The organism is Croceitalea sp. MTPC5 (genome assembly GCF_036985505.1).
Classification (GTDB): domain Bacteria; phylum Bacteroidota; class Bacteroidia; order Flavobacteriales; family Flavobacteriaceae; genus Croceitalea.
In genome coordinates, this window is the sequence record NZ_BTGQ01000003.1 from 270458 (window position 1) to 292990 (window position 22533).

The following is a 22533-nucleotide window of genomic DNA, read 5'->3' on the forward strand; positions in this document are numbered from 1 at the left end:
TTATTCGTAAAATTTTACGAATGAAACCATCTATTTTCGCTTTTTTCCTTTTCGTGACATGGTCATTGTCATTAAGCGCACAGCAACAAACGGATTCTTTAAAAAACAAAAAAATCGACCTTGACGAAGTTGTGGTGTCCGCCTCTAGGGCCACTGATAAGGTACCTGTAACATTTACCAATTTAGACAAGACGGCAATTCAAAAAGTAAATCTTGGGCAAGATATTCCCGTGCTTTTAAACTATTTGCCATCGGTAGTCTCCACCACCTTTGACGGTACGGGTATTGGTTATACGGATTTTCGAATTCGAGGAGCCGATAATTCACGTATTAATGTCACCATTAACGGTATTCCCTATAACGATGCCGATAGTCAGACCACTTTTTTTGTGAACCTACAAGACTTTGCTTCCTCAATAGAGAATATTCAAGTGCAACGAGGCGTAGGTACTTCTACCAATGGTGCTGGGGCATTTGGGGCAAGTGTTAATATATTGACCGATAATTATTCTGAAGAGGCCTTTGCACAGATTTCAAATAGTTTTGGCAGTTTTAATTCAAGAAAACATACCGTGCGTTTTGGCACGGGACTTTTAAACAACCATTTTGCTTTTTCAGGAAGACTTTCAAGAATTGAATCTGATGGCTATGTAGATCGTGCTTTTTCTGATTTGAGCTCCTATTTTTTAGATGGGGTCTATAAAGATGATAATACCCTTATCAAGGCACTGGTATTTGGTGGGGAAGAAATTACCGGTCTTGCTTTTTTTGGCTTGAACGAAGCACGCTTGGCCGAAGATAGAAGATTTAATGATGATGGCCTCTTTTTAGATGGCGATGGTAATGTACAGTTCTATGATCGGCAAACCGACAACTATAAACAAGATCACTATCAGCTACATATAACTCAAAGGTTTGACGAGAACTGGGTCGGTAACATTTCTTTTCATTACACCTATGGTCGCGGATTTTTTGAGCAATATATCGAGTCAGACCCAAGCTTTTTCAATGGTGATTTGGCCTTTTATCGATTGCCCAGTTTTGAATCTAATGGTGAGACCATTGAACGTTCTGACCTCGTTACGGAACGATTTTTAAACAGTGATTTTTATGGTACCGTATTTAGCCTAAATTATACAGATACGAAATGGAATATAGTTTTGGGTGGGGGCTTCAATAGATATGATGGCGAGCAGTTTGGTGATGTTACCGTGGCTGAATTTGCCCAATTGCCAAGTATCCCTTTTCGATTTTTCAGCAATGTGAGCGATAAAAAAGACTTTAATATCTACACCAAGGCAACCTATCAACTAAATGAAAAACTTTCATTGTTCGGTGATCTACAACTTCGCAACATTGATTATGAAGCCTCTGGCGAACTCTTTGACCCAAGCGGATTTTTAGATGTAGATGAAAACTATACCTTTTTCAATCCGAAAGCCGGTCTTACCTATCGCCCAAACAATAAAAACAACATTTATTTTTCATATGCCCGTGCAAATCGCGAACCCGCTCGTGTAGATTTCGAAACGGGTGATCCAGAGCCAGAGAGCCTGAATGATTTTGAATTGGGTTGGCGCTATGTTTCCCCTCAATTTCAATTAAATACCAATGTCTATTATCTTGATTTTGAAAACCAGTTGGTCTTGACCGGACAATTGGATGAGGTAGGTTTTCCAATTCGTCAGAACAGCGGTAATAGTTATCGCCTAGGATTGGAAATTGACGCTGCAATAACTTTGAACAAATGGCAACTTAGACCGAACCTTGCCATAAGCACCAATAAAAACAGTGACTTTTTAGTCGAAGATAACAATGGCGGATTCACAAATCTTGGTAATACCGATATCTCGTTCTCCCCTGGGTTGGTCGCTGGCAACGTAATTACGTTTAATGTCTCAGAGGCATTCAGTGCCAGTCTGTTCTCTAAATATGTTGGGGAGCAATTTATCACCAATACAAATTCAAATCCTATTGAGGCTTATTTCGTAAACGACATTAACGTCCAATACCGATTAAGCGATATCCCTATATTGAAATCCATTGTATTTACAGGTCAGGTAAACAATGTTTTTGATTTGGAGTATGAGAACAATGGCTATGTATTTTTTGGGGAATCGTTTTTCTATCCTCAGGCGGGGATAAACTTTTTAGTAGGGGCAACCTTAAACTTCTAGTGCCATGAAAAGAATGCGAATGGCTTTGGATTGGACGGCAAATACCAATCATAGTGGTTTTTATGTAGCTCAAAAGAAAGGCTTTTACGAAGAACAAGGCCTTGAAGTGGAACTGCTTACGCCAGACATGGATAATTATGCCCTGACCCCGGCAAAAAAGGTGGAATTGGAAATGGCCGAATTGGCACTATGTCCGTTTGAGAGCATAATAAGCTATAATACCAAAATGCAAAAGTTTCATGCCGTGGCCATTGCATCGATTTTTAGGGAGGATATTAGCGCGATAGTAGCATTGAAAGATTCTGGGATCAACTCCCCAAAAGATTTGGATGATAAGGTCTATGCGTCGTACAACGCCAGATATGAAGATGGGATTGTCAAGCAGATGATTAAGAATGATGGTGGTGTTGGGGCTTTAGAGCTGGTCAATCCTAAAAAATTGGGAATATGGGAAACCTTACTTACCGGTAAATATGACGCCACCTGGATTTTTATGAATTGGGAAGGGGTACATGCCTCGTCAAGGAAAATAGCACTCAATACGTTCAAAATGGCCGATTATGCAATCCCGTACGGATACTCTCCGGTTATCATGGCCGGTAAAAATAGCGTTCATAGCCATGAATCCATGTACCGGTCCTTTCTCAAGGCCACTAAAAAGGGTTTTTTATATGCCAAGGATAATCCTGATTATGCGGTAGATAGCATCAAGCCTTTTTTGGCTAAAGGCGATAAGGATATTGACGTATTGGAAAGCCAAAAATTCTCAAATCGTTATTATGGTGATGAAACCAACTGGGGAATTTTAGATAAAGAAGAAGTAAAAGCCTTTTTAAACTGGCTGTACGAGACCAAGTTCGAAACTGCTCAATTACAATACCAAGATCTGGTTTTTGAAGGTTTACTTTGATTATTTCCATAATTTCACTTCATGTCAAAAAATTTAGGGGTATTACGTTGGGGAATTATTGGTTGTGGCAATGTTACCGAAGTCAAAAGTGGTCCTGCCTATAACTTGACAGAGGGTTTTGAGTTGCACGGGGTGATGCGTAGAGATTTTGAAAAGGCCCAAGATTATGCAAAAAGGCATCAGGTACCATTCTCTACCGATAATGCTTCTGAGATAATTGAAAACCCCAACATAGATGCCGTTTATATTGCAACGCCACCAGATACCCATAAATTTTATGGACTTCAAGTCGCAAGGGTAGGCAAACCCTGCTGTATTGAAAAGCCAATGGCACCTAACTATAACGACAGTTTAGAAATCTACCAGGCATTCCAAGAAAAGAAGCTTCCGCTTTTTATCGCCTATTATCGAAGATCATTGCCTAGGTTTTTAAAGGTGAAAGAATGGCTTGATAATGGATATATTGGTGCGGTACGCCATGTACGTTGGTACAAAAGCAGAAGTGCCAGCCCAATGGATCTGAGTGGTGAATACAACTGGCGTACCGACAAGCGTATTGCTGCTGGGGGCTACTTTGACGATTTGGCAAGTCATGGACTTGATCTATTTACATTTCTACTAGGTGCTATTAAAGATGCAAGTGGTTTTGCAATAAACCAACAGGGCTTGTATTCCGCTTACGACGCCATAACGGGTAGTTGGATACATGAAAATGGAACAACAGGTGAGGGCAGTTGGGTTTTTGGCGTACAAGAACGTGAAGATAAGGTAGAGCTATTTGGGTCTAAAGGAGTAATTCGATTTTCGGTTTTAGATGAGCTTCCCATTGAACTGCAATCAGAAACCAAGAATGAGTCGTTGTCGATAGCACACCCAAGACACCTACATCAATACCACGTGGCCAATATGAAAAAACACTTGAATGGAGGGTTTGTACATCCTTCCACCGGGGCTTCTGGCTTGCATACCAGTTGGGTAATGGATAAAATACTGGGTACTATTTGATTTAATTGGAAATAATGATGGAATTTCCGCTTACCCTAGTATTGTAAAATAACAGGTCATAATAGCGATTACCGTCATCGGGGCGGTCCAATAATTGTCCGGTAAACAAGCTATACGTGAAGTCTTCACAAGAACAAACTACATTTTGTCCATCAATGGTCATGGTAGAACAAGCGTTGGGTACGTGATTTGGGCAACTCGCTTCAAAAGCAAAGAAAGAATCCAGGCTTGTTTTCATTACAAAAGCACCGCGGGTACCAACGTTGGCATTATCAATATAGACCGGGTTGCCAATATTGTTCAAATTGGTGTAGAGCGGTAAGTTCAAATTGACTTCAAAATTAAAACCTACCTCTTGTAAGAAGGGATTCCGATTTGTGGGGTCATTTTCGCAAGACAGGCATAACACCAAGAAAATCAATGATAACCGTAGCTTCATAAGTGGGAATTTCCTGTAAAAATCATTAAAAATTATATATCTTTGCGTTAAATCCTCGCTAAAACTATAACAGTATATAGGCTTAGCAGAGGATTTTTTCAATTAAAATAACAGTGTGACATCATGAAGATACATTGCCCTTCAAACGTCATACTGCCCAAAATAGTATGACCATGAGTAAAGTATCTTATTATACCAAAGAAGGATTGAAAAACTTACGGGAAGAATTAGATCAATTAAGGGATGTAGAACGCCCCAAGGCCTCACAGGCAATTGCCGAGGCTCGTGATAAAGGCGACCTGTCTGAAAATGCAGAATATGATGCGGCCAAAGAGGCCCAAGGGCTGCTTGAAATGAAAATTTCCAAAATGGAGGAAACCCTTGCCAATGCCCGTTTAATAGACGAATCACAATTGGATACCACAAAGGTATTAGTGCTATCTACCGTTAAGTTAAAAAACCAGACCAACGGTATGGAAATGAAGTATACCTTAGTGGCAGAGAGCGAAGCGGACTTAAAGGCAGGTAAGATCTCAGTCAATTCCCCCATAGGTAAGGGGTTATTAGGAAAATCGGTGGGCGATGTAGCAGAGATTACGGTACCTAACGGCACCATGAAATTTGATATTTTAGAAATCACCAGATCATAGGATAGGCAAAAACAGTATATTTAATCCTGATTAAATTTTCATTAGGATCATCTAGTTTAACCAAGGGCAATGGCAAGTATTTTTACCAAAATCATTAACGGAGAAATTCCATGTTACAAGATTGCGGAAGATGCTAATTTCTTTGCTTTTTTAGATATCAATCCGAATGCTAAGGGGCATACATTATGTATACCTAAAAAGGAAGTGGATAAAATCTTCGATTTAGATGAGGCCACTTATACCGGTTTAATGGCCTTTAGCAGAAAAGTGGCCAAGGCAATTGAGGCCTCAATCGATTGCAAACGGGTGGGAATGACGGTTATTGGTCTCGAAGTACCCCATGTACATGTACATTTGATACCGCTTCAATCGATGCAAGACGCGACATTTCAACATAAAGCAAGCCATACTAAAGAAGAATTTGAAACCGTTGCGGAACGGATTAGGGCGCAGCTTAAATGATGCCCTCAAGAAAAAGATAGGCTACCACCGCAGCGATGATTAACACGACCATGAGAAGGATAAAAAATAGTGAGGTGAATTTGATTGCCGTTTTCGCCGGGGTCACTAGTTTATTATAATACTCAAAAACACGTTCAATATCTGGGGTCCAGTTCACGGGATAAATCATTGAAAAGCATTTTTTGCACTTGATTTCATGGGTTACCTCATTTGTCGTCTTTTTGAATAAGGCGTTGTAGGTATGTTTTTGATAGAACGATAATTTCAGTTCTTGATTAAAACATTCCGGACAATTGTTGGTAATATCCGCTTCTTTGATTACGACCATTTTTTGCTTTGCCATGTTAATCGACTGCTTTTAATGAAATTTGCATAATAGTGCCTTCTTTACTGGAAGTAAGAACTTTGATCCTACCTTTATGGTATTCCTCAATTATCCTTTTAACCAAAGACAGGCCGAGCCCCCAACCTCTTTTCTTAGTTGTCACACCAGGGTTGAAAATGGTTTGGTAATCACTTTTTGAAATACCATGTCCGGTATCTGAAATAAGGATATGGACCAGGTTTCCGTTTTTTTCAATATGAATGGCGATGTTGCCTTTGCCTTTCATGGCATCGATACCATTTTTGACCAGATTTTCGATACTCCAATTGTATAACGCCGGGTTTAGCAAGACCGGTAGTTTTTCAATGTCAGAACCAAAGGTGAAATGGATGAGTTTCGAACTTCTTCGTTTCAGGTATTGATATGCCTTTTCAGTTTCTGATACAATGTCGTGCAAAGCAAGCTCAGGTACCGAACCCACTTTTGAAAAACGCTCTGTAATCGTTTGAAGACGGTCAATATCCTTTTCAATCTCTTTGGTGATTTCAGGACTGATTTTTTCTGACTTCAAAATTTCGTTCCAGCCCAATAAAGAAGTAAGGGGTGTGCCTATTTGGTGGGCAGTCTCCTTCGCCATACCGGCCCATAGCTTGTTCTGTTCAGAAGCCTTATTGGTTTTAAAGAAGAAGAATATAACGGCCCCAAATAAAAATATAATAAGTAATAGGGCAATGGGGTAATATTTCAATTTATTCAATACTTCGGAATTTCCGTAATACAACATCGCGAGTTCCTCACCCTTATAGGTCATTGGAATCGGTTCATTTTCGTTTTTGAATTTCTTAATCGTACGTTGCAGCTGCATAGAGTCTTGTATGCCATCTGGGGGAATGTTATGCGTTTTTACGGATCCATTCTTATTGACCAAGATCATTGGGGTGGTCGTATTGTTCTGTAGAATTTGAACGGGTAGGTTGCCCAGTTCCACATCTACAGGGGCGTTGTCGATCTCTGCTTGGGCCGCGGCCCAATTTTCAATTTTCAACCGTTCTTCCTGCTTGAATTTTTCAAAGAAGATATTTGTGTTCCAGAGGATTAGGCTGACAATGACAAAAGCCGAAATCAGTAGGATGATATTTGAAGTTCGCCTTTTAGGGTTGAATTTCATTAAAATACGTATTGCTATCAAAGATAACGTAAAAAGCAAGGATTTGTTGAAAACCCCATTCGTCAGACCGTTTGATTGGATGTGATTTTACGTATTTTTGGCTCTTATTAAATGAGAATATAATGGAAGTTCAGGGAAGAATAAAAATGATAGATGAAACCAAGACATATGGTAATAACGGTTTCAGAAAACGAGAGGTGGTTATAACGACGGAAGAGCAATATCCGCAGCATATTTTGGTCGAATTTGTTCAAGATAAATGTGATTTGCTCAACAGTTACAATGAGGGCCAGATGGTGAAGGTAAGTATCAACCTTAGGGGGCGTGAATGGGTGAATCCCCAAGGTGAGACTAAGTATTTCAACTCCGTTCAAGGTTGGCGTATCGAGAATTTACAACAAGAAACGGCACCAGGGGGTATGCCCCCGGTTCCTCCGATGGAAGCTTTTGAGCCGGCTGATGATCTCAACGAAGAAGAGCATGACGATCTGCCATTCTAACGAATGCGCCTTACCAAGTTTATAGCGCATATTTTTAGAAGGTATTTGCCTTCGCCCTTCACTATTGCGGTACTTTTGACGCTCTTAACCTTTGCAATAGCGTTTTTCTTCACAAGCAGTTCGGTAGAACAAAACCATCTATTCGCCATATTTTCTTATTGGGAAAATGGTATTTGGAACAATGACCTATTGGTATTCGCTTACCAAATGATGCTGATTTTGGTATTAGGCCATGTATTGGTGCTTAGTAAGCCCATGAAAGGTGTTATCTCAAGCATTGTAAAGCATGTGAGGAATACTTCAAATGCTGCTGTTTTAGTAGTGGTATCGACCATGATGGTTTCTTTTTTCAATTGGGGATTGGGATTGATTTTTGGGGCGCTATTGGCCCGTAAGGTGGGAGAGTATGCACAAGGGAATGGAATACCTTTGAATTATCCACTTATAGGGGCTTGTGGTTACGCCGGGCTTATGGTTTGGCATGGCGGAATAAGTGGCTCAGCTCCCATAAAGGTTTCAGAGGATGGACACTTAAAAAGCCTAATGCAGTTTGTTTCAACTGATGAATGGCTAACGAAATTACCAGTATCAATTTCTACTTCGTCCACGGTATTCAGTCTTTCAAATATTCTAATTTTCACCGTAGTGCTGATCACCATCTCACTTTTGGTCTTTTATTTAGGTAAACGAACCGCGCCAACCAAAATGGATTTGACCAAGTACGCTTTCAAAGCTAGGTCGAAAGAAGGACTTGTCGGTGCTGAGAAGTTGGATTTTTCGAGACCATTGGCGCTGACGTTCGGTGTTTTGATTCTACTGGTATTTTTAATTCAATACCTGCCGGCATTACGTAAGTTGAATATTACACCGAATATGCTTAATTTTTTTATGCTGGGGCTCGCCATCATACTTCATGGTAATTTTCAAAGTTTTTTGGCTGCTGTAGATAGTGCCATTAAAGACGTAGCTGGTATTTTGATACAATTTCCACTTTATTTCGGGGTTATGGGCATTATGGCCAACAGCGGAATGATCGATCGGATTTCCAATTTTTTTGTGACAATAAGTACGGATGCTACTTTACCTATCTTCACATTTTTCAGTGCAGGCCTCGTAAATGTTTTCGTGCCCAGTGGGGGAGGGCAATGGGCGATTCAGGGCCCTCTGGTAATCCAGTCCGCTTTACAATTGAACGTACCGCTACCAAAAGCCGTAATGGCATTGGCCTACGGCGATCAGATTACGAATATGTTACAACCTTTCTGGGCACTTCCGCTATTGGCGATTACCAAGTTGCGTGCAAAGGAAATATTGCCCTATACCCTGTTGTTTATGTTGGTCGGAAGTATAATTTATATTGTAGGATTGCTACTGTTTTAGTGGAAGATTGGCTAATTTTAGTCGAAAATTGCTGCGATGGAAAACAAGGGTAAGAATAAGCCATTGTTTTTTTTGAATGATAGGTTGTATTTTCCTCCGGTAACGGAGGCCAATGCCGAGGGTTTGTTGGCAGTTGGGGGCGACCTGTCTCCTGAAAGACTACTTCTTGCCTACCAAAACGGAATATTTCCTTGGTTTAATGAAGATGACCTTATCCTGTGGTGGTCGCCGGATCCCAGAATGGTGCTTTATCCCCAAAAGCTCAAAGTATCGAAAAGCATGCAAAAAATCATGAACGGCGATCAATTTAGGTTGACCATGGACACTTGCTTTGATGAGGTAGTCGAACAATGTGCACTATTGAAAAGAAAAGGACAAGAAGGTACTTGGATCACCCCTAAAATGAAGGAAGCCTATGCGCAATTGCATGAAAAAGGTTTTGCAAGGTCTTATGAGGTTTGGCAAGATGATAAATTGGTCGGCGGGCTGTATGGTATAGACCTTGAAACTATTTTTTGTGGTGAAAGCATGTTCAGTTCGGTGTCAAACGCCTCTAAATTCGCCTTCATTAAGCTTGCGCAAGAGTTAGAAAAGAAAGCGTACCAACTTATCGACTGTCAAGTTTACACCAGACATTTAGAGAGTTTGGGTGCTGAAGAAATAGCAAGGGCTGATTTTATTGAGATCTTAAAGGGAAAAGTTTAGATTGGTCAATATAAAGAAGACGTTTTCGAGATTTTGGCCATAGTCTTCAAATCGATATTCAGAACCGATTTGAACTTTGGTCTTCTGACTTAATTTCCAACCGATGTGTGCCGTCAACCTCAAGTCATATTGGGGCTTTAACGATTTTGCCACACTAAGTAGGTTCTCTAGGTTTCCTACCAAATAGGGTTCTCCAATATCTAATTTTTCACCCTTTAGAGGGAAATCCAAACTAAAACGGTATCGAAACCGATGAACTGTACGGATAGTTGAAATTCGTTGCTCTGATCGAAGCCGATGGCCATAACGAACGCTTAACGGCCTGTTTTGAATATTGTACTGTTGTGTTAATCGAAGTTCATTCGAACTATTTTCAAAAACGTCTCGAAATCGGTACAAAATTCCGAGCGCAATACTTTGATTTTCCCTAATGCGAAGATTTGAAAAATGAACGACATCCACTTGACGTGTGTTTAGCGTGGCAGTTTCATCCTCATAAATGAAATTACGGTTTTGAACTGAAAAGTTATGCGAATAGGTACTGGTCAAATCGTAGTTTACCGCTACGGAAGGTTGCCAAAATGCCGTAAAGTTTTCTTGTGAAAAACCGAGTGACGCATTTAAAAGGCACACCAAAGAAAAGAACCATTTACGGCATTCAGTATAGTACATGGTCATAATTTGGATCTACCAATTTTCGCGTACTTAAAAAATTTCCATTGGCGTCGAATGTAATTTCATATGATACGTAACCACTTTTGGTTTTAGTGCTTACGATGAGCTCATAGTTGATGTCAGGTAACAGTAAATTTTGAAACGCCGCTTTCAATACCTGAAGAGTACTTCGGTTTCCAAGGGGGTACTGTTGTTGTATTTTCTTGATTTTAGGGTTTTCGTAATTGGCCCCTAAATAGTGTTGAAGGGTAAGCCAGGTTTCGCTGGGGAGGTCTTTTTCCCTTATAATGAATTCTACGTCCTCTAGTTTGCCCAACGAATCGAATTCTACACTATACTTTAACCTGTCTTTTTTGAATTTGGATTCATAACTGATTTTTTTTCCGTCAAACTCTTTATAGAATCGAATACGTTTTGCGTCGGTAAAGTAAGGTTGAAGGGATTTTAAGGCGATTTCTGGAAATTCATCCCCTTCAATTCGAAACTCTTGTTCCTTCTTTACTTGGGCCGTGAGGGCGAGGCAACCGATAAACAATAAAATGAACAGCTTAAACTTCATGGTATCTAAAACAATTGGTTTCATGATCGTTGACCATACCAATGGCCTGCATGGTAGCGTAAACTACTGTACTGCCTACAAATTTAAACCCCCTTTTCTTTAAATCTTTACTAAGCCTATCTGAAAGTTCGGTCTTTGCTGGGGCATCTTTATAGTTTTCAAAGCTGTTTTTAATCGGTTTTCCGTCAACAAACCCCCAAATATACCGGCTAAAACTCCCGAACTCTTTTTGTACTTCAATAAAGGCCTGGGCATTTGATACTGTAGCATTCACCTTGAGCTTATTTCGTATGATACCGGAATCTTGTAAAAGGGCAGCAATTTTTTCGTGATCGTATAATGCTATTTTTTGGTAGTCAAAGTTATCAAAGGCCCGCCTGAAGTTTTCGCGCTTTCTTAAAACCGTAATCCAACTTAAGCCGGCCTGAAATGTTTCCAATATCAAAAATTCGAACAGTTTATCGTCATCTTTTAGGGGTAGGCCCCATTCAACATCATGGTAAGCCTCGTAAAGCGTGTCACCCACGCACCATCCGCATCGGTATTTTTCCATCTTGTACTAGAAGTTTTGTACAATATACATATAAAGGGGCATGCCCAAGGTAATGTTGAATGGAAAGGTTATGGCCAACGCCATGGGTAGGTATAGGCTGGGGTTCGCCTTGGGCGCTGCCAATCGCATTGCTGCCGGCACCGCAATATAAGATGCGCTTGCCGCAAGAATGGCAAAAAGAAAGCGATTACCCTCAGTACCTGTGATAAATTGACTGAACCACGCCACAAAGATGCCATTGATAATGGGTACGACAAGGGCGAATATAAGTGCAGAACTCCCCTTTTTTATAAAATCCTTGAGTTTTCGACCACTGGTAATTCCCATGTCTAAAAGAAATACGGCCAAAAACCCTTTGAAGATATCCGTGGTAAACGGTTTAATACCCTCGGCCTGTTGATCACTGGCCAAAAACCCTATGACCAAACTGCCTAATATCAAAAGTACCGAGCCATTGGTCAAGGCATGGTGCAATACTTTTTTAATGTCACCATTTTTAGGTTTTTCCTTTTTAAAGAAAGCCATCAAGAGCACCCCGACAATAATCGAGGGAGCTTCCATAAGGGCCATAACGGCAACCATATGTCCACCAAAATGAATTTGCTCCATCTCAAGAAAAGTAAGTGCGGTCACGAAGGTGACCGCACTTACTGAACCATAGGCCGCTGCAATTGCACCCGAGTTTTCCACCGAGAACTTTCTTCGCAGTATAAAATAGGCATAAATGGGTACTAAAACGGCGAGCACGATTCCGAAGATGAGTGACCAAATAATTTCCATATTCAGCTCGCTGTGCGAAAGCTCGATTCCCCCTTTGAAACCTATAGCAAAAAGCAGGTATAATGATATGAACTTTGATGAGTTTGGTGGTATTTCTAAATCACTTTTGAGCTGTACGGCTAGTATTCCCAAAAAGAAGAACAATAATGCCGGATTTGTCAAATTATCAACCAGTAGGTGTAGATCCATGTACTATTCTTCTAGCGAAATCTCAAGGGTACCGTTGATTCGTAACCTTTTGCCTTGATTTCTGACGCTTGCGATGAATTCTTTTGTAATTCTTTTTTCGTTTTCCAATTCTTGGATTCTTCCATCTGGGTAATTGGTATCCGCATCAGAACTACCTTCACACCATGAGATTCTTTGAAGCTTGTGGAAATTTATTTTTTCGTCAAGCAGGGCAAGAATTACATCTGAAGCTTCAGAAGGAGTGAAACTACCATCTACCAATTGAATTTTTTGATCTGTTTTCGTCATTGTTTCCATGTTTCGATTTTTTAATGTTCGTATTTTTTTGTTTGTTGGTTTCCAATCAAATGGATGGTCATTAAACCTAAGACTATTGCCATTGAACCGGCCAACCATCCGAAAAAGAGAAAACCATTTAGCGCTGATAACATTAAAACACCACCAAAAATGAGGCCCATGATAATGAAATAAACAGGATATAGCGCATCACTTGAAAGCAAGGCGTTGTTTCTTTCGGCACGTTTTTGTGAAATAGTAAGTTTGAACAGCATAATCGATTTTTTGACAAAGTTGAGTGAAATTATTTATATATAATTATTTATATTTATAATGAATTATATAAATAATATTTATGAATTACACTTTGAATCAACTGCGAATTTTCGTTAAAGTCGCTCAAAATCAAAGTATTACAAAGGCATCTGAGGAGCTGCATTTGACACAACCCGCGGTGTCAATTCAGTTGAAAAATTTTCAAGATCAGTTTCCGATTCCATTGACTGAAGTGGTTGGAAGAAGGTTGTTCTTGACGGAATTCGGAAAGGAGATTGCAATAGTAGCCGAAAAGGCATTGAGTGAAATCCACGCCATAAACTATAAGACATTGGAATATGGTGGAAAGCTGGCGGGGCAATTGAAAATTGCCGTAGTATCTACAGGAAAGTATGTGATGCCTTATTTCTTATCGGGTTTCATGGCAGAACATTCAGGGGTTGATCTCATTATGGATGTGACCAATAAGGCATCGGTTATTCAAAATTTGGAGAACAATGAAGTTGATTTTGCACTGGTCTCGGTATTGCCCAAACATTTGACCGTTGACAGGGTCGAACTTATGGAGAACATTCTTTATCTCGTGGGAAGCCATGACCTTGGTTTTGCAAGAACAAAAATGGATATAAGTACCTTGGCTAAAGCTCCGTTGATATTCAGGGAAAACGGTTCGGCAACACGTATGGCGATGGAAAACTATTTAAATTCAAAGAATATCACAGTGTCGAAAAAGATGGCACTTACTTCGAACGAAGCGGTAAAACAAGCTGTGGTAGCTGGTTTAGGGTATTCAATCATGCCACTGATAGGGATTAAGAACGAATTAATGAACGATAGCTTGAAAATCTATAGCTTGCCTGGTTTGCCGATAAAGACCAATTGGAACCTTATATGGATGCCTTCGAAGCGGTTTTCACCTGTTGCAATGGCTTTTTTAAAGTACCTGGGGGAAGAAAAGAAAAACATTATAAAATCTAAATTCGACTGGTTTACCCAGTACACGGAAAGTCTTTGATTATAAAGGTTATGGTTTGAGCGTAACGGAAAGGTCGCTATTGATTTCAAGATGCTGTCCATTTTTTCGGGCATCCAGAATAAGGGCCGTCATTTGTTGCTTCACGATTTTGAGTTCTGCAATCCGTTGCTCTGACTGTTCGATTGCGGCCCTTTCGTTATCAGGTAGGTTTAAAAGTTGTACGGAATGAAATTTAATCTTGTAGTTGACCAATGAAAGAAGAACATCGGCCGCCTCCCCGGGTCCAAAAGTGCCCGATACCAATTGAAATATAGTGCTATTCCGTTTTGGGGATGAAGTATGAAAAGGGTTTAATTTTTTGAGGTCCATTATTCAGGGTTATCATGGTTCAATGATATGGGTGACACTCCCTTAAAAAAGCATCTGCCTAGATTTGACAGCTAGCGAATGCCAAAAAAAGACAAATGCTTTGGAGAACAAAACTATTTTGCCAATGAGTCTTTCTTACCGTTCTGGGGAAATTTCAATTCCCCGTTGTTTATGGCTCCATTGAGATTGGCCTTCAGGGTTCGATACACCCTAAAAAACTTTCTGCCATTCGCTTTCTCAATGGTGATGGTAGGATTTTTTGAATCCGTTATTTTGGTGACGCGTACTATATTATTTTCTAAAGACGCCATATTGGCGATGCCCCCCCTTTTAATGATGAAATTCTTTCTCGGTACGTCAATGAACCGATAATCATTCGAAGATGGCTTTGAAATTATAAGTTCATCACCGACGTTAATGGAATTTTTGAAATTTTCTTGTGCGCTCAAACCGTTTAAAAAGAACAGTGCAAGTGCTAAAAAAAATAATTTTTTCATGGCTTGTTTTAGTTAACGTTTATACTAGTATCTTCATCGATGTTGGTTACCAAAATAGCCTTTAAGGTAGGCCTGTAACCATAAAAATCCCGTCCGTCCTCACGACGTAATATGACCTGTTTGTTGCCATTTTCCAAGACATTCACTTGGTCTATCACAACCACGGTACCGTAATAATTAAATGAAGGACCTAAGCCTGAATTTGATTTTAAATTTTGTTCAAGACGCACCATTTCCTGATGGGGAAGGGTCAAAATCAAACCACTTTCCATATTTCCACGACTTTCTTGGAAATGATCGAATTTTTTGAGGATGGCCTCCTGTTGCCCGAAAGCGGTATTGGCTAAAAATGCAACACACACTAAAAAAGTAATTTTTCGCATAGGCTATAGAATTTTGCTGAACATAAATATAATGGATACTATTTTAAAAGTATGGTATACATTCGTTAAAAGTAAGTTAAACTATTATTTTATAGAAGTATTACTATTAAATTTGAGAAACCAAAATATGCTTGAATATGGAAAAGCTATTACAGACCGTAAAAATTGCCATAAATGCCAACATTTATTTGAAAGACCCTGAATCTTCAGAGCTGGGTCGAAGAATCATCGAGCATAGTATTTTGATGATCGATGATATTGGTTTCGAAAGCTTCACTTTTAAAAAGCTTGGAGCCGTCATTGGTTCAAATGAGAGTTCCATCTATCGCTATTTTGAGAATAAGCACAAACTATTGGTCTACTTGACGTCATGGTATTGGGGTTGGTTAGAGTATCAACTGGTGTTCTCGACCAACAGTATGGCAGATCCCAAAGAGAAACTAAAAAGGGCCATCGATATCGTAAGCCAGACCATCGTGGAAGATAGCACGTTCTCACATATCAACGAACCTCTTTTGAGTAAGATAGTGGTCAATGAATCTTCAAAATCTTTTTTGACAAAAGAGGTCGACATAGAAAATAAAGATGGGTATTTTACCATATATAAAAGAATGGTCAGCAGGTTTGAGGCGATGATCAGTGAAATCGCGCCCCAATATGAATATCCTTCCAGTCTGGCAAGTACCGTATTGGAAGGTGTGCTTCATCAATACTTTTTAAAGGATCATTTTCCTACACTTACGAATTGTGATACTTCAAAAACACCAGGTCAATTTTTCACTGATTTGGTTTTCAAAACTTTAAAGTAAAAGTACAAATGGCTAAAAACATATTGACGGCGTGGCAACGCCTGGTCAACCTACTAAAACTTGACAAGAAAGATGTACGACAAGTATTCTATTACGCAATTTTCGCGGGTCTCGTTACACTTACCCTTCCATTGGGTATACAGGCCATCATTAATCTGATTCAAGGTGCCCAGGTAAGTACTTCTTGGATAATACTTGTAATTTTGGTCACCTTGGGAGTGGCATTTGGCGGGTTGCTACAATTAATGCAGATACGCATTATTGAAAACATTCAACAAAAGATTTTTACAAGAAGTTCTTTTGAATTCGCATATCGATTCCCGAAAATCAAAATGTCAGAGTTACGTGATTACTATCCCCCTGAGCTGGCCAACCGATTTTTTGATACTTTGAATATTCAAAAAGGGGTGTCGAAGTTATTGATTGACTTTCCAACGGCATTGTTACAGATTATATTTGGCTTACTCTTGTTGTCACTTTACCATCCCTTTTTTATCGCATATGGTATTCTTCTCTTGATACTGATATATGTCGTTTTCAAATATACCATCACGAGGGGACTAGAGACCAGCCTTAAAGAATCGAAACAAAAGTATAAAGTAGCCCATTGGATTCAAGAGGTGGCCAGAAGCATCGTGAGCTTTAAGCTTTCAGGGAAGACCAGCCATGCGCTTCAAAAGAATGACTACTTGGTAAATGGTTATTTAAAAGCCCGTGAAAACCATTTTAAAATTTTGGTGCTTCAATTTGTTCAAATGGTCGGCTTCAAGATTTTAGTTACAGGTGGCCTATTGCTAATAGGTGGCCTGTTGGTATTGAATCAAGAAATGAACATAGGTCAGTTTGTTGCTGCTGAGATTATCATTTTGTTGGTTATCAGTTCGGTAGAAAAACTAATCGTAGGTCTTGAATCATTTTATGACGTGCTCACGGCACTTGAAAAACTAGGTCAGGTAGTTGATAAGGAAGTGGAGATGAATCAAAAAGACTTAGACTTGTTCGACCAAGATGATTTTACAATGGAATTGGACAATCTGGTGTATGATGTGCCAAACACCGATATCAACATCATCAATGGACTATCGCTGAACATAGGTAAAAAAGATAGAATTTTAATACAAGGAGGTAATGGTTCGGGCAAATCAACATTGTTGCACTTGATATCTGGTCTTATCGAACCTACGAAAGGTAATATTTATGTTAACGGGGTTCGGTTAAAATCGGAGAACTTAAGCCATTTCAGGTCTAAAATAGGACAATCACTGAAGCTGGAAACACCGTTTGAGGGAACCTTGCTTGAAAATATCACCTTTAATAGCGAGAGCATTACCAAAGAAGATGTTTTATGGGTACTTGAGGTAACCGGCCTAAATCATGTCGTTAAAAAGATGGAAGATGGTTTGGATACGATTATTTATCCTGAGGGGAAACAGATTTCGTACACTGTGGCAAAGAAAATAGTCTTGGCTAGAAGTCTGGTAAAAAGGCCTAAATTATTGGTGTTACGAGATCCTTTAGATCAATTTGATGCCGAAGAGGCCAAGCGTATCATGAGCTTTTTGACAAATCCTGAACGACCATGGAGTTTGGTCGTGGTCAGTGACGATAAGAATTGGATCAATAAGTGTGGGACAGTGGTAACCCTCGAAAACGGAAAATTAAAAAAAGGGTAAGATCATGTTGAATATATCTAAAAACGTACTTAATAGAACCGTCGATCTTTCGGAATATAAGGCTATAAAACGTGTGTCACATCGCAGGCATTACAAACACTTCAATCGCTTTTTGATTGTGTTCGCCATCGTTTTTGTCATCATCTTGTTCTTACCATGGACGCAAAATGTATCAGGAAACGGCTTTTTGACCACATTAACCCCAGACCAGCGACCTCAGACCATTCAATCGCCGATTCCGGGGCGTATCGAAAAATGGTTTGTTAGGGAGGGTGATTTTGTCGAAAAAGGAGACACTATTTTGTTTATCTCTGAAATCAAGAATGAATATTTTGATCCCAATCTCGTAGAACGTACCGGGCAGCAGATAAGGGCCAAAGAGATGTCAGTGACCTCTTATCAAGAAAAGGTAAAAGCCCTGAATACCCAAATAGGTGCCTTGACCAATGAGCGGGGCCTGAAACTACAACAAGCGAAAAATAAATTATTGCAGTCTAAGTTGAAGGTACAGAGCGATAGTATCGATCTCGAGGCTGCAAAGACCAATATCTTGATTGCACAACGGCAATACGATCGAGTAGTACAATTAGAATCAGAAGGATTAAAGGCCGTAACCGACCTTGAAGAAAAGCGGTTGAAATTGCAAGAGACACAGGCAAAATTGATTTCACAAGAGAACAAACTGTTGGCTAGCAAGAATGAGGTCATCAATGCCCGTGTTGAGATCAATCGCGTGCAAGCTGAGTATACCGATAAAATTTCAAAGGCCCAAAGTGATATGTTCACTGCGCAGTCAAATCAATTCGACTCTGAAGCGCAGGTTACAAAATTGGAAAATGAGTTTACCAACTACTCCATACGTAATGACCTGTATTATATTCGTGCCCCACAAAGTGGATACATCAATCGTGCGATACAAGGCGGCCTTGGAGAGACCTTTAAGGAAGGAGATCGATTGGTTGGAATCATGCCCTCTAAATACGATATGGCCGTAGAAACCTTCGTCGAGCCTATTGACCTGCCATTAATGCATCTAGGTGAAAAGGTGCGTATCGAATTCGATGGATGGCCTGCCATCATATTCAGCGGGTGGCCTAACGTATCGTATGGTACTTACGGGGGCACGGTAGTGGCCATCGAGACTTTCATCAGTGAAAATGGCAAGTATCGAATTCTTTTGGCACCAGACCCAGATGACCATCCTTGGCCTAAAGACCTTAGGGTGGGGTCTGGGGCGAATACCATCGCATTGTTGGAAGACGTGCCTATTTGGTTTGAACTCTGGCGCCAGTTGAACGGTTTCCCCCCAAACTATTATCAACCCCAAGACGGTATGGCAAAAGCCAAAAAGAAATGATGATGAGAAAGTTTCTTTTAGTATTTGGGCTGTTAACGGTTGTTATGGCCAATGCACAACAAGACACATTATTGCTTGGCTTCAATGAATATATGGGGTATGTTAAAAAGTACCACCCTATTGCCAAGCAGGCCCAATTGACGATTTCAATAGGCCAGGCGAATTTAATGAAGGCCCGTGGTGGTTTTGACCCAAAAATCGAGGCAGACTACGAAAAAAAGGAGTTCAAGGGAACCGACTACTGGGATCGTCTGAATGCCAGTTTTAAAATACCTACCTATTACGGACTTGAATTTAAGGCGGGCTTTGAACAAGCTGAAGGAACCTTTATCAACCAAGATGAGACCTTTCCAGATAATGGCTTGTATAGCGCAGGGGTTTCTGCCTCATTGGCCAGGGGGTTTTGGATCAACAAAAGAATGGCCACTTTGAAAAAGGCCAAATTTTTCAGGGAACAATCGAAAGCAGATCAAGATCTTCTGGTCAACCAAATATTGTTTGATGCGGCATTGGCCTATTTTGATTGGTTGCAGGCGTACAAAGACGCTGAGATATTCAAGAACTTTTTAGAGAATGCCCAAAGACGTTTTGAGGGCATAAAACAAAGTGCCTTGGCAGGTGATCGGGCGATTATAGATACGGTTGAAGCCAAAATAGCCGTTCAGAACCGGGCATTGGGTCTAGAGCAGACCAACGTGGCCTTCAGGAACAAGTCGTTGGAGCTTTCCAACTTTTTATGGATCAACGACGTGCCTGTAGAATTACAACCCAATGTAGTACCCGATGAAACTCCCGAAGGTGATATAGATACCACCTTGGAAATTATGGGGAAGCCTTTAGATAGTTTTACCTTAGAGAACCATCCAAAGCTGAGGTCCCTCGATTTTAAGATCGATGGGCTCAATGTCGATAGAAGGTTAAAGGCCAACAAGCTCTTGCCTAAAATCGATGTGGAGTACAATTTCATCACAGGGACACCCGATTTGCTGAACTCTTTTAGTACCCAAGATTATAAAGGGGGGGTAAAGTTTTTCTTCCCTCTTTTCTTAAGAAAGGAACGGGGTGATTTGAAACTGGCCAAATTCAAGATTCAAGATGCCCAGTTCGAGCGTGATAACGCTGCAGTGGAAATAAAGAATAAGGTTTTTGCAATTTACAATGAACTAGACTCCTTTATCGAACAGAATAGACTGATAGACCGTATAGTCACCGACTACAATACCCTATTGAGTGCCGAGGAGCGAAAACTTAGCTTCGGCGAAAGTTCGCTATTCTTGATCAATTCTCGTGAGAGTAAGTTGATTGATGCCGAGTTAAAGCAAAATGAGGTCCAGAACAAGTTTTTTAAGGCCAAGGCCAAATTGTTCAAAAGTCTGGCCATCAATCCTGAAAACCTCTGATTCCCTAACTATGCCAAACCAACATGGTATGTTGCAAATGCGAAGGCTATTAAAGTTTGGTACATCAAGTTTTAAGGCAAGTACTACCATAAAAGATACCTTATTTATTGTTTGCGGTATCTTTTCGGCAGCTTTCGGACTCGAAAGTTTCTTACTTCCCAATCGGTTTATTGATGGTGGTGCGACCGGTATTTCATTGTTGGTAACTGAAGTGACTGAAATTCCATTGTCGTTGCTGATTGTGGTCGTGAACATCCCTTTTTTGGTTATGGGGTATCGGGTAATAGGCAAGCAATTTGCGATGAAGGCTACACTGGCCATTTTGGGCTTGGCCCTAGTTTTGGTCGCGATACACTTTCCTGAGGTCACTCAAGATAAATTATTGGTAGCGGTTTTTGGTGGATTTTTTCTAGGGGCCGGTATCGGTCTGTCAATACGGGGTGGTGGCGTATTGGATGGCACTGAGGTACTGGCCATATTCTTAAGTCGAAAGCTTGGGGTAAAAATAGGCGATGTAATCATTATCATCAATATCGTCATTTTTTTGGCGGCAGCCTATCTTTTATCGATTGAGGCGGCATTGTACTCAATGCTCACCTATTTGGCCGCATCCAAAACCCTGGATTTTGTGGTGGACGGTATCGAAGAATATACAGGGGTCACGATCATATCGTCAAAAAGTGAGGAAGTTCGGCTGATGGTCACCGAAAAGCTCGGACGGGGACTGACCTTATACAAAGCTACAGGGGGCTATGGAAAACAAGGCGAGCACAACGAGTATGATGTGGTTTATACCGTTGTAACAAGGCTTGAGATTCGAAAACTGACGATTGAATTGGAAAAAATAGACCCCAAAGCGTTTGTGGTCATGAGCAGCATCAATGATACCCGAGGCGGGATGATCAAAAAAAGAAATTATAAATGATAGTAAAACTATTGATTTAACAATGTTTAACTATTGATTAACTATGTAATACTTTTGAAATCTATTTTTCATCCTTAAATTTGTCCAAAATAAAAAGGATGGGTAGAAAATCGTCAAAAAACAGAAAAGAACGTCCCGTTTTATTTCCTCAAGATAATCAAGTGAATAAAGAAAGTCCCAAGGAATTGTTTCTCGGTGCTTTGGTCAAAATCGGAAAACCGTCGAACAGATACTTTCAATATATCTTCAGTTCATTGGATTTTTTGAATATCAAAATGGATGATTTGGCCTTACTATCCGAATTAGAAGGACTGAGTGCTAGGGTTACGGGTGTGATCCAAATGGTGAATGGAGATGAACTTGCTATTATCAGTAAAAAGGATGGACAACCTTTTATAAATGATTTTAACAGGCTTTATGTTGATGGAAAGAAAGCCTTGTCCTTAGGTGAAATTGCAATAATTGAATAAATAATCATAACAATTAAATTAATACCCATGAGAAAAATAAATACACTTTGCTTATCCTTAGTAGGTTTAACAGGATTCATACTCAATGCGAACCAATACCATGACAATGATTCGTTAAAAAGTGATGCCCATGAAAAGAAAATGATGTCATCTATTGAATTTGTTGATTTAGACGAGGAAATCGAACTAGGAGTCGAACTACTTCAATACTTGCCAGAGGACTTTGATCCCTATAAAGGGATGGTCATAGATCCCTCTGAAATAAATTTTGAGGAAATCGGGAAACCCGAGGGTATTGATTTTGAGACCAAATCGTACCTGCCCAAAAATTTTAATCCATATTTGGGGCAATAAACCAACAGCGTTCAATAGCAATATTATTAACTTACCCTTTTAAATCGAATGCCCACCCAGCTTCAAGTTAGGTGGGCATTTGCTATATTTTAGGTCTCTTTTGAAATTCGTTCCGACGGATGATGGGAAAACATAGGTTTAATTGAATGGGCGCGACTTAAAAGGTATCTTTCATAGGAATAAAGCCAATACATTCAATACATGGCCTACCTGTCTACTGTGAAGGCTCGACCTCGGGGTAAAACAGAAACAATTGAAAATCAAAACAAATCATAAAAAACCTACCTCAAA

The 22533-nt window shown here is 40.0% G+C and carries 28 protein-coding genes; 16 read left to right on the forward strand and 12 right to left on the reverse strand.

Going from position 1 to position 22533, the window contains the following annotated elements:
* The first annotated feature begins 20 nt into the window (after positions 1–20).
* Genes AACM45_RS11195 through AACM45_RS11205 form a run of 3 tightly spaced genes read left to right on the forward strand, consistent with a single transcriptional unit; the run spans position 21 to position 4092 of the window.
* Complete coding sequence (locus tag AACM45_RS11195; RefSeq protein WP_339142717.1) at positions 21–2177, forward strand: TonB-dependent receptor; 2157 nt, start codon at positions 21–23, stop codon at positions 2175–2177.
* 4 nt (positions 2178–2181) lie between these two features.
* Positions 2182–3087: an ABC transporter substrate-binding protein gene (locus AACM45_RS11200; protein ID WP_339142718.1), complete on the forward strand. Its 906-nt coding sequence runs from the start codon at positions 2182–2184 to the stop codon at positions 3085–3087.
* A 21-nt stretch (positions 3088–3108) separates the two neighbouring features.
* Complete coding sequence (locus AACM45_RS11205; protein WP_339142719.1) at positions 3109–4092, forward strand: Gfo/Idh/MocA family protein; 984 nt, start codon at positions 3109–3111, stop codon at positions 4090–4092.
* Between the two features lies 1 nt (position 4093).
* Here the strand turns inward: AACM45_RS11205 and AACM45_RS11210 are convergent, their stop codons facing one another.
* A complete protein-coding gene (locus AACM45_RS11210) occupies positions 4094–4531 on the reverse strand; it encodes a Rieske (2Fe-2S) protein (protein ID WP_339142720.1) in 438 nt (145 codons plus the stop codon).
* 173 nt (positions 4532–4704) lie between these two features.
* On the opposite strand from AACM45_RS11210, the gene greA reads away from it, so the two are divergent.
* Positions 4705–5181, forward strand: a complete 477-nt coding sequence (gene greA, locus AACM45_RS11215) for a transcription elongation factor GreA (RefSeq protein WP_339142722.1) — start codon at positions 4705–4707, stop codon at positions 5179–5181.
* A 69-nt stretch (positions 5182–5250) separates the two neighbouring features.
* A complete protein-coding gene (locus AACM45_RS11220) occupies positions 5251–5643 on the forward strand; it encodes an HIT family protein (protein ID WP_339142724.1) in 393 nt (130 codons plus the stop codon).
* Here the strand turns inward: AACM45_RS11220 and AACM45_RS11225 are convergent.
* Complete coding sequence (locus tag AACM45_RS11225; RefSeq protein WP_339142725.1) at positions 5636–5986, reverse strand: hypothetical protein; 351 nt, start codon at positions 5984–5986, stop codon at positions 5636–5638. The two genes, AACM45_RS11220 and AACM45_RS11225, sit on opposite strands and share 8 nt — an antisense overlap.
* Before the next feature lies 1 nt (position 5987).
* Positions 5988–7136, reverse strand: a complete 1149-nt coding sequence (locus AACM45_RS11230) for a sensor histidine kinase (RefSeq protein ID WP_339142727.1) — start codon at positions 7134–7136, stop codon at positions 5988–5990.
* Between the two features lie 122 nt (positions 7137–7258).
* Here AACM45_RS11230 and AACM45_RS11235 point away from each other — a divergent pair, with 122 nt between their 5' ends.
* Genes AACM45_RS11235 through aat form a run of 3 tightly spaced genes read left to right on the forward strand, consistent with a single transcriptional unit; the run spans position 7259 to position 9721 of the window.
* A complete protein-coding gene (locus AACM45_RS11235; RefSeq protein WP_339142728.1) occupies positions 7259–7636 on the forward strand; it encodes a DUF3127 domain-containing protein in 378 nt (125 codons plus the stop codon).
* A gap of 3 nt (positions 7637–7639) precedes the next feature.
* On the forward strand, positions 7640–9016 hold the full coding sequence (locus tag AACM45_RS11240) for a short-chain fatty acid transporter (RefSeq protein ID WP_339142730.1): 1377 nt from the start codon (positions 7640–7642) through the stop codon (positions 9014–9016).
* A gap of 36 nt (positions 9017–9052) precedes the next feature.
* Complete coding sequence (gene aat, locus AACM45_RS11245) at positions 9053–9721, forward strand: leucyl/phenylalanyl-tRNA--protein transferase (RefSeq protein WP_339142731.1); 669 nt, start codon at positions 9053–9055, stop codon at positions 9719–9721.
* Here aat and AACM45_RS11250 read toward each other — a convergent pair.
* Genes AACM45_RS11250 through AACM45_RS11275 form a run of 6 tightly spaced genes read right to left on the reverse strand, consistent with a single transcriptional unit; the run spans position 9704 to position 13028 of the window.
* The gene (locus tag AACM45_RS11250; RefSeq protein ID WP_339142732.1) at positions 9704–10393 is read right to left on the reverse strand and encodes a DUF2490 domain-containing protein; all 690 of its coding nucleotides are present in this window, start codon (positions 10391–10393) and stop codon (positions 9704–9706) included. The two genes, aat and AACM45_RS11250, sit on opposite strands and share 18 nt — an antisense overlap.
* Positions 10380–10955 carry a hypothetical protein gene (locus tag AACM45_RS11255; RefSeq protein ID WP_339142733.1) on the reverse strand — a complete coding sequence of 192 codons (576 nt, stop codon included), beginning with the start codon at positions 10953–10955 and terminating at the stop codon, positions 10380–10382. The genes AACM45_RS11250 and AACM45_RS11255 overlap by 14 nt, the downstream gene beginning before the upstream one ends.
* On the reverse strand, positions 10945–11508 hold the full coding sequence (locus AACM45_RS11260) for a DNA-3-methyladenine glycosylase I (RefSeq protein WP_339142734.1): 564 nt from the start codon (positions 11506–11508) through the stop codon (positions 10945–10947). The genes AACM45_RS11255 and AACM45_RS11260 overlap by 11 nt, the downstream gene beginning before the upstream one ends.
* 6 nt (positions 11509–11514) lie before the next feature.
* The gene (locus AACM45_RS11265) at positions 11515–12477 is read right to left on the reverse strand and encodes a sodium-dependent bicarbonate transport family permease (protein WP_339142735.1); all 963 of its coding nucleotides are present in this window, start codon (positions 12475–12477) and stop codon (positions 11515–11517) included.
* A gap of 3 nt (positions 12478–12480) precedes the next feature.
* On the reverse strand, positions 12481–12774 hold the full coding sequence (locus AACM45_RS11270; protein ID WP_339142736.1) for a hypothetical protein: 294 nt from the start codon (positions 12772–12774) through the stop codon (positions 12481–12483).
* A gap of 11 nt (positions 12775–12785) precedes the next feature.
* Positions 12786–13028, reverse strand: coding sequence for a hypothetical protein (locus tag AACM45_RS11275; protein ID WP_339142737.1), 243 nt, complete (start codon positions 13026–13028; stop codon positions 12786–12788).
* An 80-nt stretch (positions 13029–13108) separates the two neighbouring features.
* Between AACM45_RS11275 and AACM45_RS11280 the strand changes: the two genes are divergently transcribed.
* The gene (locus AACM45_RS11280) at positions 13109–14044 is read left to right on the forward strand and encodes a LysR family transcriptional regulator (protein WP_339142738.1); all 936 of its coding nucleotides are present in this window, start codon (positions 13109–13111) and stop codon (positions 14042–14044) included.
* A 9-nt stretch (positions 14045–14053) separates the two neighbouring features.
* Here the strand turns inward: AACM45_RS11280 and AACM45_RS11285 are convergent, their stop codons facing one another.
* The 3 genes from AACM45_RS11285 to AACM45_RS11295 all read right to left on the reverse strand — a co-directional run bounded on the left by AACM45_RS11285 (position 14054) and on the right by AACM45_RS11295 (position 15254).
* Positions 14054–14374, reverse strand: coding sequence for a hypothetical protein (locus AACM45_RS11285; protein ID WP_339142739.1), 321 nt, complete (start codon positions 14372–14374; stop codon positions 14054–14056).
* Between the two features lie 113 nt (positions 14375–14487).
* On the reverse strand, positions 14488–14871 hold the full coding sequence (locus AACM45_RS11290; protein ID WP_339142741.1) for a hypothetical protein: 384 nt from the start codon (positions 14869–14871) through the stop codon (positions 14488–14490).
* 8 nt (positions 14872–14879) lie between these two features.
* A complete protein-coding gene (locus tag AACM45_RS11295) occupies positions 14880–15254 on the reverse strand; it encodes a hypothetical protein (RefSeq protein WP_339142743.1) in 375 nt (124 codons plus the stop codon).
* Between the two features lie 137 nt (positions 15255–15391).
* Here AACM45_RS11295 and AACM45_RS11300 point away from each other — a divergent pair, with 137 nt between their 5' ends.
* The 7 genes from AACM45_RS11300 (at position 15392) to AACM45_RS11330 (ending at position 22242) form a co-directional block, all read left to right on the forward strand.
* Entirely contained in the window at positions 15392–16063 is a 672-nt protein-coding gene (locus tag AACM45_RS11300; protein WP_339142745.1) for a TetR/AcrR family transcriptional regulator, read from the forward strand.
* An 8-nt stretch (positions 16064–16071) separates the two neighbouring features.
* On the forward strand, positions 16072–17736 hold the full coding sequence (locus AACM45_RS11305; protein ID WP_339142747.1) for a peptidase domain-containing ABC transporter: 1665 nt from the start codon (positions 16072–16074) through the stop codon (positions 17734–17736).
* 4 nt (positions 17737–17740) lie between these two features.
* A complete protein-coding gene (locus tag AACM45_RS11310; RefSeq protein ID WP_339142749.1) occupies positions 17741–19093 on the forward strand; it encodes an HlyD family secretion protein in 1353 nt (450 codons plus the stop codon).
* Between the two features lie 2 nt (positions 19094–19095).
* A complete protein-coding gene (locus AACM45_RS11315; protein ID WP_339142751.1) occupies positions 19096–20493 on the forward strand; it encodes a TolC family protein in 1398 nt (465 codons plus the stop codon).
* A gap of 37 nt (positions 20494–20530) precedes the next feature.
* The gene (locus AACM45_RS11320; protein WP_339143119.1) at positions 20531–21418 is read left to right on the forward strand and encodes a YitT family protein; all 888 of its coding nucleotides are present in this window, start codon (positions 20531–20533) and stop codon (positions 21416–21418) included.
* Between the two features lie 98 nt (positions 21419–21516).
* On the forward strand, positions 21517–21888 hold the full coding sequence (locus AACM45_RS11325; protein ID WP_339142753.1) for a hypothetical protein: 372 nt from the start codon (positions 21517–21519) through the stop codon (positions 21886–21888).
* Between the two features lie 27 nt (positions 21889–21915).
* Positions 21916–22242 (forward strand): hypothetical protein, encoded by a 327-nt coding sequence (locus AACM45_RS11330; RefSeq protein ID WP_339142755.1) that lies wholly within the window; start codon positions 21916–21918, stop codon positions 22240–22242.
* Positions 22243–22533 lie beyond the last annotated feature (291 nt).

Coding starts and splice junctions, on each gene's coding strand:
- AACM45_RS11305 (WP_339142747.1), top strand. CDS start 16,072: ATGGCTAAAAACATATTGACGGCGTGGCAACGCCTGGTCAACCTACTA.
- AACM45_RS11200 (WP_339142718.1), top strand. CDS start 2,182: ATGAAAAGAATGCGAATGGCTTTGGATTGGACGGCAAATACCAATCAT.
- AACM45_RS11275 (WP_339142737.1), bottom strand. CDS start 13,028: ATGCTGTTCAAACTTACTATTTCACAAAAACGTGCCGAAAGAAACAAC.
- AACM45_RS11320 (WP_339143119.1), top strand. CDS start 20,531: ATGCGAAGGCTATTAAAGTTTGGTACATCAAGTTTTAAGGCAAGTACT.
- AACM45_RS11260 (WP_339142734.1), bottom strand. CDS start 11,508: ATGGAAAAATACCGATGCGGATGGTGCGTGGGTGACACGCTTTACGAG.
- AACM45_RS11315 (WP_339142751.1), top strand. CDS start 19,096: ATGAGAAAGTTTCTTTTAGTATTTGGGCTGTTAACGGTTGTTATGGCC.
- AACM45_RS11265 (WP_339142735.1), bottom strand. CDS start 12,477: ATGGATCTACACCTACTGGTTGATAATTTGACAAATCCGGCATTATTG.
- AACM45_RS11210 (WP_339142720.1), bottom strand. CDS start 4,531: ATGAAGCTACGGTTATCATTGATTTTCTTGGTGTTATGCCTGTCTTGC.
- AACM45_RS11330 (WP_339142755.1), top strand. CDS start 21,916: ATGAGAAAAATAAATACACTTTGCTTATCCTTAGTAGGTTTAACAGGA.
- AACM45_RS11325 (WP_339142753.1), top strand. CDS start 21,517: ATGGGTAGAAAATCGTCAAAAAACAGAAAAGAACGTCCCGTTTTATTT.
- AACM45_RS11300 (WP_339142745.1), top strand. CDS start 15,392: ATGGAAAAGCTATTACAGACCGTAAAAATTGCCATAAATGCCAACATT.
- AACM45_RS11220 (WP_339142724.1), top strand. CDS start 5,251: ATGGCAAGTATTTTTACCAAAATCATTAACGGAGAAATTCCATGTTAC.
- AACM45_RS11235 (WP_339142728.1), top strand. CDS start 7,259: ATGGAAGTTCAGGGAAGAATAAAAATGATAGATGAAACCAAGACATAT.
- AACM45_RS11240 (WP_339142730.1), top strand. CDS start 7,640: ATGCGCCTTACCAAGTTTATAGCGCATATTTTTAGAAGGTATTTGCCT.
- AACM45_RS11285 (WP_339142739.1), bottom strand. CDS start 14,374: ATGGACCTCAAAAAATTAAACCCTTTTCATACTTCATCCCCAAAACGG.
- AACM45_RS11195 (WP_339142717.1), top strand. CDS start 21: ATGAAACCATCTATTTTCGCTTTTTTCCTTTTCGTGACATGGTCATTG.
- aat (WP_339142731.1), top strand. CDS start 9,053: ATGGAAAACAAGGGTAAGAATAAGCCATTGTTTTTTTTGAATGATAGG.
- AACM45_RS11295 (WP_339142743.1), bottom strand. CDS start 15,254: ATGCGAAAAATTACTTTTTTAGTGTGTGTTGCATTTTTAGCCAATACC.
- greA (WP_339142722.1), top strand. CDS start 4,705: ATGAGTAAAGTATCTTATTATACCAAAGAAGGATTGAAAAACTTACGG.
- AACM45_RS11250 (WP_339142732.1), bottom strand. CDS start 10,393: ATGTACTATACTGAATGCCGTAAATGGTTCTTTTCTTTGGTGTGCCTT.
- AACM45_RS11255 (WP_339142733.1), bottom strand. CDS start 10,955: ATGAAGTTTAAGCTGTTCATTTTATTGTTTATCGGTTGCCTCGCCCTC.
- AACM45_RS11225 (WP_339142725.1), bottom strand. CDS start 5,986: ATGGCAAAGCAAAAAATGGTCGTAATCAAAGAAGCGGATATTACCAAC.
- AACM45_RS11205 (WP_339142719.1), top strand. CDS start 3,109: ATGTCAAAAAATTTAGGGGTATTACGTTGGGGAATTATTGGTTGTGGC.
- AACM45_RS11290 (WP_339142741.1), bottom strand. CDS start 14,871: ATGAAAAAATTATTTTTTTTAGCACTTGCACTGTTCTTTTTAAACGGT.
- AACM45_RS11310 (WP_339142749.1), top strand. CDS start 17,741: ATGTTGAATATATCTAAAAACGTACTTAATAGAACCGTCGATCTTTCG.
- AACM45_RS11280 (WP_339142738.1), top strand. CDS start 13,109: ATGAATTACACTTTGAATCAACTGCGAATTTTCGTTAAAGTCGCTCAA.
- AACM45_RS11270 (WP_339142736.1), bottom strand. CDS start 12,774: ATGGAAACAATGACGAAAACAGATCAAAAAATTCAATTGGTAGATGGT.
- AACM45_RS11230 (WP_339142727.1), bottom strand. CDS start 7,136: ATGAAATTCAACCCTAAAAGGCGAACTTCAAATATCATCCTACTGATT.